An 11627-nucleotide genomic window follows, 5' to 3' on the forward strand; every position below is an offset into this window, starting at 1 on the left:
GAATTTGAGTATGTCTTTTCAATTTAATAAATTAGGACTTGCCCTAGCACTCACAGGTTCCTTAGCTGGCTGTTCTGCTGTGGTCAAAACACCGTATAACGCACCAACAGTCCAAGTACCACAACAGTTTCAGTACGATGCACAAAAGGAACAAAATGTAAAACTGACTGATCAATGGTGGACATTATTTAATGATGCTCAACTCAATCAATTAGTTGATCAGGTTTTAGCAAAAAATACGGATCTTGCTGTTGCAGGTATCGCCTTGAAACAAGCTCGTTTACAAGCAGGCTTGGCTGAAAATCAGCAAGGTATTCGAACCAGCTCTAGTGTTTCTACAGGTCACAACTACGATCTCCGTTCAGGAAATGGTAGTGATCGCGGTTTATCAACCAGTGTTGGCGTGAGTTATGAGTTAGATTTATTTGGAAAACTTGCCAATCAAACTGAGGCAAGTCGTTGGGAAGCTCTGGCAAGCGAACAAGATCTTCAAGCAACAGCGCAAAGTTTGGTGGCCACCACGGCCAAACTCTACTGGCAACTAGGTTATTTAAACGAGCGTTATAACACCATCCAACAAAATTTGGCTTCTACGCAAAAAATATATGAATTGGTTCAATCTCAATACCGAGCAGGTGCAGTTTCAGGTTTAGACCTTACCCAAGCCGAACAATCGGTACAAAGCCAAAAAGCCAGTTTAAGCCAGATCGAACAACAACGTGTTGAGGCACGCACTGCCATTGCGGTACTGCTGCATCAACCTGTGCAACAACTGAATATTCAAGAGCCAGCGCAATTACCTCAAAGTGCATTGCCTAATATTGCTGTTGGATTGCCAGCCGAAATTTTATCTCGTCGCCCTGATTTACAAGCATCTGAACTGCGCTTACGCAAAACCCTTGCCAATAAAGATGCCACCAAAGCCAGTTATTATCCTTCGATTAATTTGACTGGTAACTTGGGTGCATCGAGTACCTCTTTAACGCAACTCTTGCAAAATCCTGCTTTAACTTTAGGTGCAAGTTTAAGCCTTCCCTTTCTGCAATATAACGACATGAAGAAAGATCTTGCGATCAGCGATCTGGAATATGAAAAAGCAATTATTCAATATCGCCAGACGCTATATCAGGCTTTTGCAGATGTAGAGAATGCTTTATCCAATCGAACTCAGCTTGATCAACAGGTGCAATTGCAACAACGTAATCTAGAGCTAGCGGATAAAACAGAGCGATTAACGGAGGTTCGTTATCGTAATGGTGCGATCGCTTTGAAGAATTTACTGGATGCTCAAGCGACCACCCGTAACGCACGACTCAGTTTGGTTGAAACCAAACAGAATCAGTACAATGCTTATGTGACCTTGATGCAGGCATTGGGTGGAAGCCCGATCAAACAATAGTCTATCTAGACTATTGTTTTAATTCTGCATGGTCTTCAGTATTGGTATGAATCAACTGAGAAGATTTCACTTTATCTTGGGCATCAAATACAACCTCATATGAGAGTTTTTGCCCATTAAAGTAGATCTCAGTTGGTGAACCAATAATTTCCCATAGACCAATCGTGGCGATATCCGCAGTCGTGTGCCACAGTGTACGGCTGATTCTTGCTGCTTTTGAATATCCTTGTTGAAAGGTATAAATCTCTTTACGTTCGCCATTTATGGTTTCTGAGGTGACTGGCGCACCCAATTCAGAAATCACGTTATTACGATGTTTTCCGACTTCTAAAACGGTCAAGTTCTTTTTATGCGGTTGGTTACTTGCCATAACCGCTGCACAGCCTTGTAGCGATAGTAGCATTGCTAAACTGAATACAGTGATAATTTTCTTCACGTTATGATGACCTTCCCCGAAGCATTAAAATAATATGTTTATCGACACTCTATTTAAAAATTTTCGATTAAACAAAAAACCAGCATTAATTATCATATAAAGTATGGGATGACAAATGATTCCTTATATTTTTTGATATATTTTCGATGTGAAATTTATTGCTAAATTAGATGAAAAATCAAAAAAATGAAGTAATATTAACTAGACTTTTTATATTAACGTAAATATAGCGGTTTTATATGCTGATTAAAATAAGATAGAAAATTTTAATTTTATGTAAAAAATATGGCATATAATTTTAACTCTACGCAATATTTAATCAACAAGTAATGATAAGGAAAACCATGAAGATAATATCTGTAATTAATTATAAAGGTGGGGTTGGAAAAACAACGGTCACAGCCAACATTGCTGCAGAGCTAGCTAGAAGGAATAAAAAAGTCTTACTTTTAGATATGGATGCACAAGCCAGTTTAACTTTTTCTTTTATTGCACCTGACTTTTGGAATAATAATTTAAAAGAGATACGAACAATCAAAAATTATTTTGATGCAATTAGTCAAGGCAACACACCTCCACCCATTTCTGATTTTGTAATTAGGCCATCACAGATAAATAATTATCTACAACATTTGGGTTCAAGTGGTTTTGTCGACTTAATATCATCACACCTAGGCTTAATTAACGTTGATTTAGAGCTTGCAACACTATTAGGTGGTGCTAATATGAATCAAACTAAACTTAACTATATCAAAGTACATGGAAAATTAAGAGACTCTATAATTCAGTATGCCTCTGGTAACTACGACGTTGTACTAATTGACTGCCCTCCAAACTTTAATATTGTAACTAAAAATGCGCTAATTGCTTCGGATCAAATTTTAATCCCAGCCAAACCAGACTATCTCTCAACACTTGGAATTGATTATCTACATCGAAGTGTTAATCAGTTAATAATGGAATTCAATGAGTTTTTAAACATAACTCCAAGTACTATAGGACCAGCAAACCCACACATACTAGGTGTTGTGTTTACTATGATTCAAATCTATAGTGGTAATCCTATCGCCTCACAGCAGCAATTCATCTCTCAAACACAGCGTTTAGGGATACCAACATTTGGAACATACTTTAGAGAGAATAAATCGATTTTTGCTTCAGCACCTCAAAATGGAATCCCTGTTACACTTCACGCATACAACAGTGGCACATACTCAGATGTTGTAATGGAAATTAATGCTTTTGTTGATGAATTTCAGAGAATTGCAGGTATATAAATGAGTAAAAAAGTTATTTCTAAATTTTTACATGAATTAATTCGTCTATTAGAAACGCTTTCGGAAGCTGATCTAAAAAAATTAGAAACGGGGGAATATACTTTTGACCTCAAAATTCTAAAAAAAGATGTTAGACATTCAGCTAAGCTTGAAAGAAAGGATGTTAATTATTCTGAAGCCATCGAAAAGTTGAGTACATGTGATTCACGTGAACTAGGTTACGAAATACTCAATGCTTATTTCTCCAATAAGAAAGAGCTAGAGTTATTCGCTAAATACATCGATATCTATGTTATGAAGCAAGATAAAGTAGATAAAGTCAAAGAAAAAATCATAGAAGGAACAATTGGTGCTACTCTAAGGTCTAGTGCAATACAAAAAGATAATACATAAGAATTGCTTGAGATTGATGTTAAAAAATATGCGTTACGTTTAGGGTTTAAAAAGGCTCGCATTAACATCTTTATTAGGTTATTTAACACAACTTTATTCTTTTTAGAATCCCACTAAAAAACAAAGCCGCTAAAAAGCGGCTTTATCAAATAATGTAGACTAATCTAATTATTCATCATCCATCATTGATTGGCTCATACCTACAGTATTGAAACCGCCATCAACATACATGATTTCACCAGTAATACCCGAAGCCCACGGTGAGCATAGGAACAATGCGGCATTGCCCACTTCTTCAATGGTCACATTACGTTTTAATGGCGCAATTTTTTCATTGGCATCTAACATTTTACGGAAAGATTTAATACCGGATGCTGCCAAAGTACGGATTGGACCCGCTGAAATCGCATTTACACGAATACCATCTGCACCCAAGCTAGAAGCTAAATAACGAACACCTGCTTCCAAAGATGCTTTTGCCATACCCATCACGTTGTAGTTTGGCATCACACGCTCAGAACCTTGATAAGTCAAGGTCAATAAACAACCTTGGCGCGCTTGTAATAAAGGCTTCGCTGCACGAGCCATCGCAACAAAACTATAAGCACTGATGTCATGCGCGATTTTAAAACCGTCACGGTCTGTCACGTCAGTGAAATCACCATCAAGTGTATGTGCAGGTGCGAAACCAATTGAATGCACTACACCATCTAAACCATCCCAATGTTTTGCAAGTTCGACAAAGGCATTATCAATTTCTTCATCTACTGCCACATCACAAGGAAAAACCAAGTTTGAGCCAAATTGTGCTGCAAAATCATCAACACGTTTCTTTAACTTTTCATTTGGATAAGTAAACGCTAACTCCGCACCTTCACGATGTAAAGCTGCAGCAATACCGTAAGCAATTGATAATTTGCTAGCAATCCCAGCAATTAAAAAACGTTTACCAGTTAAAAGTCCTTGTGACATCTTATTCTCACTCGAAAAATTTTCACCCATGATGCCAATATTCCGTGTTTTTCGGAATTGCATAATGCATCTTTTTTCTCAATCCTACAAAAAAACACGCTGAAATCGTTTGCATCTACCTCAGTTTAAACATGAAGTCAGATGCATAAAACGATTCAGCGTGTTTAGTTGAAGTCGATAAAACAACTCGAATCTATGATTATTTCTGAATTAAGCTCAATAAGCGCATGAACGAATAATACATCCAAACCAAAGTTGCCAATAACGCGATACTACATACCCACTCAAAGTTTTTAGGTGCATATTGAGCAGCAGCATTTTCAATCAAATCAAAATCTAAAATAAGATTTAAGGATGCAATTACCGCAACAAAAGCAGCAAAACCAATTCCCAGCCAATTGCTTTCAAAGATATAAGGAATGGTCGAACCAAGTGCGAAACTTAAAAAAATCTGTACGACGAATACCAATGCAATCGCAATCGAAGCAGAAATGACTACAGCCTTAAACTTCTCTGTAGCACGAATCACTTGGAACTTATACAAAGCAAACAAAACCAAAGTGGTCACAAACGTTGCAAGTAAAGCTTGTAATGGCACACCAGGAAATTTCACTTGGAAAATGAAAGAAACACCACCTAAAAATGCACCCTCAAATAAAGCAAAAGGAATCGCCAAAGCTGGGGCTGTATTTGGTTTAAACGTGGTGATTAAACCAAGCGCAAGACTACCAATAATACCGACAATCGTCGCTGCATAAGCAATTGAAAAATTAGCAGTCATCGCACAATATAAAAATAATGCAATGCCTAATGCCGCTGCAATCACGGTTAATAACACAGACTTCTGAATAGCCCCTTGGATGGTCATGGGCTCGGCTACATTACTATAGGTTTCAACACGGGTTAAAATAGGGTTATCGCTTTGCATGTCTGCTCTCTTTTTATAGTTAACGAAATAAAAATGTGAGTGTAAGTGATTTTGCAATTTAGCCCAATATTTTTTTTACATTCGATAAAAAAGGAGCCGATTTAAGCTCCTTTTCTCAATAATAATGATCTATTCTTTTAGAGAAGATCAAAAACCATGATTATTTATCATTATTCATAATAAAAAAATATTCACGGTAATATTTTAACTCTGCAATTGAATCTCGGATGTCATCCATCGCCAAATGTGACGCATTTTTCTTTAAGCCACTCATAATTTCAGGTCTCCAGCGTTTGGCTAACTCTTTCACTGAAGATACATCCAAGTTTCGATAATGGAAGAATTGTTCTAATTCAGGCATTAAACGATGCAAGAAACGACGGTCTTGGCAAATCGAGTTACCACACATCGGCGATGATTTTGGATTGACCCACTTTTTTAGGAATTCCAATGTTTGCTGTTCCGCATCTTGTGCAGTCAATTTACTGCGACGCACACGTTCAATCAGACCAGATTGACCATGCTGTTTGGTATTCCACTCGTCCATTGCATTTAAAATCACATCAGACTGGTGTACGGCTAAAACAGGACCCTCAGCTAAGATATTAAGATTGTCATCTGTAATAATTGTCGCAATTTCAATAATCTTGTCGTTATCGGTATCAAGACCTGTCATTTCAAGGTCGATCCAAATTAATCGTGTATCAGGGGTGCTGCTCATGGATGGCGATTCTAATGTGCTTAAAAACATCAATAGTAGCAAATTAATTACATCTTGGCTGTAATTCTATAGCGGCTTCGTGCTATTTTTGCGGTCTTGAAAGTGTGGATTTTTTGGGATATGAATGGCTTTAATTCGTAAGCGTCGATTAACTGAACAGCAGCAACGTCGTATTGAGAAACAACATAAGTCTCGTCAAGATGACATTGATACATCGCAAGATTTAGATGGACTGGTGGTTCAGCATTATGGTCGTCAACTCGAAGTACAAGCTTTGTCTGTACCTGCACAACATCCCGAAAAACCGCTGGTTGCAGACGGTGAGCCAGAACCGTTTTGGAAACCGATTGAATTAGATAGCATTTGGCGTTGCCATACCCGTACCAACTTAGAGTTGTTAGTGACGGGTGACCGTGTCAAATGGCAAGCAGATCCAAATACAGGACTTGGGATTATCACCGCGATATACCCTCGACAATCCTTACTCACGCGTCCAGATCGTTATCATAAGGTCAAACCCGTAGCTGCCAATATCAGTCTGATCGTGATTGTATTTGCACCCCTACCTGAACCTGCACCGACATTAATTGATCGCTATTTGGTCGCATGTGCAGATGCCAATATTCCAGCTTTATTGGTGCTGAATAAATCTGATCTGCTCACAGAAAATGATCCCATTCTAACCTTGCTCAGCGAATATGAAGCTTTGGGTTATGAAAGTTTGATTTGCCAATCACAAGGTGATTTGTCTGCGCTTGCTTCACGACTGGATAATGAAACGGTGGCTTTTGTAGGTCAATCAGGGGTAGGTAAAAGCTCATTGATTAATACCATTGTTCCTGACGCTGCACAGAAAACCAATGTCATTTCTGAAAACTCGGCATTGGGTCAACATACCACCACCTCAACCCGTTTGATTAAATTTGGAACAAATGGTGCGTTAATCGATTCACCGGGTATTCGTGAATTTGGACTCTGGCATTTGAGTTTGGAAAAAGTACGTACAGGCTTCCCAGAAATCGAAGCACACTTAGGGCTTTGCCAATTTCGCAACTGTACCCATACCCATGAGAAGAATTGCGCGTTGAAACAAGCGGTTGAAGCTGGAGAGATTTTGCCTCGTCGTTTAGACAGTTATTTGCGACTGAGCGATGAAATCCAAGAAGCTCAACAAAAAAATTAACATTAATTAAAACTTGCCCTTGAACTAAGGTTTTTGATCACCATTGAGATAAGTTATACTCAGTGGCAATTTTTGATTTCTAACTTTAGGTGACTTGTGGAACGTTGGTTTGAGTTTATGGGGAATCACCCCTTCTTGTTTGGCACACTTGGGGTGTTAATCATTTTGTTCTTTGTTTTAGAAGGACAACGCAATGGTCGTAAAATTTCACCACAATCTTTAGGTATTTTGGTTAAAGCAAAAAATGCCATGCTGATCGATCTTCGTGATGCGAAAGATTTCCGTGAAGGTCACATTAGTGGTAGCCGTAACATTTCTTACAGCCAAATCACCAGTCACATAGATGAATTAAAAGCCAGTGACCGTCCATTGGTCTTTATTTGTAACTTAGGGCAAGTTGCAGGCACCGCTTTGCAAAAAGTGGGTCATGCAGACAGTTACCGCTTAGACGGCGGAATTAGTAACTGGAAAGCACAAGGCTTGCCATTAGTGAAAAGTAAAACCAAAGCTTAAGGAGAGACAGATGACAACTCCAAACGTCACGATCTATTCAACACTTTCTTGTCCATATTGTGTCCGTGCGAAACAATTGCTGGAACGTAAGGGTGTTGCTTATAAAGAAATTAATCTTTCCAATGAAGCGCCGGAAGTTCGTATTGAGTTAATGCAACGTACTAATCATCGTACCGTGCCACAAATTTTTATCAAAGACCAGTTTATTGGCGGTTTCGACCAACTTTATGCTTTAGAGCGTGAAGGTAAACTCGATTCATTATTGGCTTAACTACACTCCAAAATTTAAGGAAAAACAATGAGCGAAGAACAAGTTCAACCACAACTCGCATTAGAACGTATCTACACAAAAGATATTTCATTTGAAGTTCCAGGTGCACAAGTATTTACTAAACAATGGCAGCCTGAACTTAATATCAATTTATCTTCTGCAGCAGAGAAAATTGATCCAACACATTATGAAGTGTCTTTGAAAGTTGTGGTTCAAGCGAACAACGAAAATGAAACTGCGTTCATCGTTGATGTAACTCAATCAGGTATTTTCTTGATTGATGGTGTAGAAGAAGAACGTCTTCCATACATTCTTGGTGCTTATTGCCCAAACATTCTGTTCCCGTTCTTACGTGAAGCAGTAAATGATTTAGTAACAAAAGGTAGCTTCCCACAATTGCTTCTTACACCAATTAACTTTGATGCTGAATTTGAAGCAAACATGCAACGCCTACAAGCAAATGCTGATGCGGAAGGTCAAGCTTAATCAAACTTAAGCTTACTTATAAAAAGGGACTGATTTTTTCAGTCCCTTTTATATTCACCCCACAATAGTTCTAAAGGTTAGGTTTATCCTTGCAGTACTGACTTTTTTAGTGGGCGGTAAACGATGTAGCCAATGCGTTTGTGTCACATCTTTCATGACCAATAAACTACCATGCTCTAAATATAGTTCTACTTTTTCTTTACTTTGTTTATGTTTAAACGCGAATTTTCGTTCTGCCCCAAAGCTTAATGAGGCAATCGCACCATTTTTTTTCAGATCTGTTTCAGCATCACTATGCCATGCCATTCCCTCCTCACCGGAATGGTAAAGATTGAGTAGACAAGAGTTGAATGTTTCGCCTGTTAACGTTTCAACCAGTGCTTTGAGTTCGATGAGTTCAACTGTCCACGGCAACGCATATTTATTCATGTTGGAATAGGTATATTCAAAGCGCCGATCACCATACCAAGCCACTTTACGTTTGGTGGTGAATAGTTTGCCAAAAATCAGTGCTTGATCATTTTCCCAAGCAATTGTATGTAGCAATGCCTCAAAATAATGATCTGCCGCCGCTGTTTGCACCACTTTGCCATAGTACTGTACCGTACCATCATAAGGTAAATAATTCTGCTCTGGATCAGCTTCAATATCAAATAGTTGCATCTTTCCACTTCTTATAGGCTTGCTGCATACAATGTCCACAAGGGCGATAACCTTGTCCCCTTGCTTCATGCTCATCAGCAAAAAACACCCGATTACTTTTTAGCATGCGCTTACCTGAAGTACAGGTCAATCTGCCATAAATTTTAAGCTGAGCATTGCCTGCAAACCGAATTTCCTGCTGTTTTAATTTTAGATGTAACTCAGTTTGCTCTAATTCACTATGCCGCCACATCAGACTAACTCATCGCATCATGGAAAATAATACCGAGGCTATAACGCTCACCTTGTAGGATCGGACTGACGCCATGTTTGATATTGACCCGATAATAGCCCTGACTGCCTTTTTCAGGTTTAAACTGTGTCGTAAAAACCAATATATCGCCTTGCTGAGGTTGTATAACTATAGCCTTGGACTGTGCCCTTGGATTTTGTTGGGTTAAAACAAATTCACCTCCCGTAAAATCCATATTTGGCTGGCTCAATACAATCACCAGCTGTAAAGGAAAATAAACCTCACCATATAAATCCTGATGAAGTGTATTAAAACCACCTTGTCCATATTTCAAAATCAGCGGCGTTGCCAGCGTTTGCCCATATTGATTGCATTGCTGTAAAAATTCTGCATGTGAGGATGGAAATGAGCGCTCTAATTTCAATACCCTAAACCATGCATTGGCTATCGGCACCAGATGGGGATAAACTTCATGGCGTATCCGTTCAATCAGATTTGGTAAAGGATAAGTAAAATATTTATATTCCCCCAAACCAAAGCGATAGCGTTGCATCTCAACTGATTTACGATATAGATCAGGTTGCGAATATAGCTGTTTGAGCAGATCACATTGCTCAGTCGATAAAATCTGCTTAATCAAGGCAAATCCCTGTTGATGTATTTGCTCAGTGATAACATCCCAATCCAGCGCTTGAATCTTATCGATCACGGCTTGGATCTGTGTCAGTTCAGATTGCTGCATGTGTTTGAACACCTTCCCAACCGATAATCGCCGTTTTACGGACACTGCCCCACTCATAACCACCAAAGAGACCACTTGACTGAATTACCCGATGGCATGGGATTAGAAATGCCACAGGATTACTGCCGATCGCCGATCCTACCGCACGGGCTGCTTTAGGATGATTAATCACTTTTGCAAGCTCACCATAAGTCGCAAGTTGTCCCATCGGAATTTTAAGCAGACTTTGCCAAACCTTGAGTTGAAAATCAGTTCCTTTCAAATGCAGTTTAATCTCAGCCAATTGCTGCTGGTCTTTTTGAAACAAAGCTAAAGCACTCTGTTGAAAAGCATCGATCTGCTCAATAAAGACAGCTTGAGGAAATTGCAGCTTTAACTGCGCTAAGGCCTCAGCACGATCATCGACAAAACTTAATGCACAAATCCCTTTATGCGTCGATGCAATCAGTACTTCACCAAACAAAGTCTCTGCGAATTGATAGTGGATCGTCAGACTCTGACCACCATGTTTATATTCGGCCGGAGTCATGCCTTCTATCTGAACAAATAAATCATGCAAGCGGCTGGTACTGGACAATCCTGTGGCAAAGGTCGCGTCAAAAACACTACCCTGCTCCTGCTTCAAAATCTGTTTGGCATATTCAACACTAATATACTGTAAAAACTTCTTAGGACTAGTGCCGACCCAATCCGTAAATAACCGCTGAAAATGAGCAGGGCTTAAGTGAATATGTGCGGCCACCTCATCCAGTTGTGGCTGTTGCTGAAAGTTCTGCTGGATATACTGAATCGCTTGAGCAATGCGCTCATAATTACGTTGTTGTGAGGACATATCATCACCTCTCATCATTCATGTTTTCACTGTAGCAACTTTGTCTTTCAGTGAAAATCTGAATCATGCTCAGTCTTAGCTTTAAATACTAACCAGCTGAATTCCAATAAAAAAAGCTGCACTTTTTTAAGTACAGCCTTATCCTATTATTCCTGCCACTGATCGATTAATGCGAATAATACTTATGCCCTTGGTCACGTAACGCAGCAATTTTTTTGCCTTGTTGCTTTGCTTCATCTAGCTTACCAGCTTGAACAAGCGCTTTTGCTTTATCAATTTCGACAATAATTTGCTCAAATAAATCCGTTGAGCTTGGCACTTTTTCAGAAGTATGTGCAGCCAGCTTAAATTGTTTTGAATTTACAGCTGCACCGCGCATATTATTTAATGCAGCCGTTGCATCTTGTGGATTTTTAGCTTGATTAAACACTTTATAATTTTTGCCAAGCGTTTTCATATCATCAGCAAGACTCGCAGCCATAACAGCACTGCTCAATGAAAAAGATGATACTAAAATGATTGTGGCTAAAGTTCTTTTCATCATCAGGATATCCCTAATAAAAACTGTGGCTATTCTCG

The 11627-nt window shown here is 39.0% G+C and carries 16 protein-coding genes; 7 read left to right on the forward strand and 9 right to left on the reverse strand.

Translation table 11 applies throughout. The annotated features are described in order from the left end of the window. Positions 1-10 precede the first annotated feature (10 nt). Positions 11-1399, forward strand: a complete 1389-nt coding sequence (locus tag AAC851_RS06510; protein ID WP_153568863.1) for an efflux transporter outer membrane subunit — start codon at positions 11-13, stop codon at positions 1397-1399. Positions 1400-1409: 10 nt separating this feature from the next. Here AAC851_RS06510 and AAC851_RS06515 read toward each other — a convergent pair whose 3' ends face one another. Further along, entirely contained in the window at positions 1410-1835 is a 426-nt protein-coding gene (locus AAC851_RS06515) for a hypothetical protein (RefSeq protein WP_323125760.1), read from the reverse strand. 344 nt (positions 1836-2179) lie between these two features. Here AAC851_RS06515 and AAC851_RS06520 point away from each other — a divergent pair, with 344 nt between their 5' ends. Both AAC851_RS06520 and AAC851_RS06525 read left to right on the forward strand, forming a co-directional pair. Further along, complete coding sequence (locus tag AAC851_RS06520; protein ID WP_153568864.1) at positions 2180-3112, forward strand: ParA family protein; 933 nt, start codon at positions 2180-2182, stop codon at positions 3110-3112. Further along, the gene (locus AAC851_RS06525; RefSeq protein ID WP_153568865.1) at positions 3113-3505 is read left to right on the forward strand and encodes a hypothetical protein; all 393 of its coding nucleotides are present in this window, start codon (positions 3113-3115) and stop codon (positions 3503-3505) included. Positions 3506-3673: 168 nt separating this feature from the next. Here the strand turns inward: AAC851_RS06525 and AAC851_RS06530 are convergent, their stop codons facing one another. From AAC851_RS06530 to orn, 3 genes are all read right to left on the reverse strand, one after another. Next, positions 3674-4477 (reverse strand): enoyl-ACP reductase FabI, encoded by an 804-nt coding sequence (locus AAC851_RS06530; RefSeq protein WP_035367398.1) that lies wholly within the window; start codon positions 4475-4477, stop codon positions 3674-3676. A 199-nt stretch (positions 4478-4676) separates the two neighbouring features. Further along, positions 4677-5405, reverse strand: coding sequence for a Bax inhibitor-1/YccA family protein (locus AAC851_RS06535; protein ID WP_017395631.1), 729 nt, complete (start codon positions 5403-5405; stop codon positions 4677-4679). A 160-nt stretch (positions 5406-5565) separates the two neighbouring features. Beyond that, positions 5566-6126, reverse strand: a complete 561-nt coding sequence (gene orn / locus AAC851_RS06540; protein WP_004637878.1) for an oligoribonuclease — start codon at positions 6124-6126, stop codon at positions 5566-5568. A gap of 124 nt (positions 6127-6250) precedes the next feature. Between orn and rsgA the strand changes: the two genes are divergently transcribed. The 4 genes from rsgA (at position 6251) to secB (ending at position 8579) form a co-directional block, all read left to right on the forward strand. Next, positions 6251-7309 (forward strand): ribosome small subunit-dependent GTPase A, encoded by a 1059-nt coding sequence (gene rsgA / locus AAC851_RS06545; protein ID WP_153568866.1) that lies wholly within the window; start codon positions 6251-6253, stop codon positions 7307-7309. A 96-nt stretch (positions 7310-7405) separates the two neighbouring features. Further along, positions 7406-7822 (forward strand): rhodanese-like domain-containing protein, encoded by a 417-nt coding sequence (locus AAC851_RS06550; RefSeq protein ID WP_004637876.1) that lies wholly within the window; start codon positions 7406-7408, stop codon positions 7820-7822. A gap of 10 nt (positions 7823-7832) precedes the next feature. Beyond that, positions 7833-8093, forward strand: a complete 261-nt coding sequence (gene grxC, locus AAC851_RS06555; protein WP_004637875.1) for a glutaredoxin 3 — start codon at positions 7833-7835, stop codon at positions 8091-8093. A 27-nt stretch (positions 8094-8120) separates the two neighbouring features. After that, entirely contained in the window at positions 8121-8579 is a 459-nt protein-coding gene (gene secB, locus AAC851_RS06560; protein WP_004637874.1) for a protein-export chaperone SecB, read from the forward strand. A gap of 54 nt (positions 8580-8633) precedes the next feature. On the opposite strand, the gene AAC851_RS06565 is transcribed toward secB, so the two are convergent. From AAC851_RS06565 to AAC851_RS06585, 5 genes are all read right to left on the reverse strand, one after another. Beyond that, on the reverse strand, positions 8634-9242 hold the full coding sequence (locus AAC851_RS06565) for an alpha-ketoglutarate-dependent dioxygenase AlkB family protein (RefSeq protein ID WP_161404853.1): 609 nt from the start codon (positions 9240-9242) through the stop codon (positions 8634-8636). Then, positions 9229-9474 carry an Ada metal-binding domain-containing protein gene (locus AAC851_RS06570; protein WP_151211282.1) on the reverse strand — a complete coding sequence of 82 codons (246 nt, stop codon included), beginning with the start codon at positions 9472-9474 and terminating at the stop codon, positions 9229-9231. Before AAC851_RS06570 ends, AAC851_RS06565 begins: the two co-directional genes overlap by 14 nt. A gap of 4 nt (positions 9475-9478) precedes the next feature. Next, complete coding sequence (locus AAC851_RS06575) at positions 9479-10216, reverse strand: 2OG-Fe(II) oxygenase (RefSeq protein WP_153568867.1); 738 nt, start codon at positions 10214-10216, stop codon at positions 9479-9481. Next, on the reverse strand, positions 10203-11048 hold the full coding sequence (locus tag AAC851_RS06580; protein WP_005085475.1) for a methylated-DNA--[protein]-cysteine S-methyltransferase: 846 nt from the start codon (positions 11046-11048) through the stop codon (positions 10203-10205). Before AAC851_RS06580 ends, AAC851_RS06575 begins: the two co-directional genes overlap by 14 nt. Before the next feature lie 166 nt (positions 11049-11214). Further along, on the reverse strand, positions 11215-11592 hold the full coding sequence (locus AAC851_RS06585; RefSeq protein WP_153568868.1) for a cytochrome b562: 378 nt from the start codon (positions 11590-11592) through the stop codon (positions 11215-11217). Positions 11593-11627: the final 35 nt, after the last annotated feature.

It is taken from the genome of Acinetobacter sp. HZNU-JH01 (assembly GCF_037996845.1).
Taxonomy (GTDB): Bacteria; Pseudomonadota; Gammaproteobacteria; order Pseudomonadales; family Moraxellaceae; genus Acinetobacter; species Acinetobacter haemolyticus.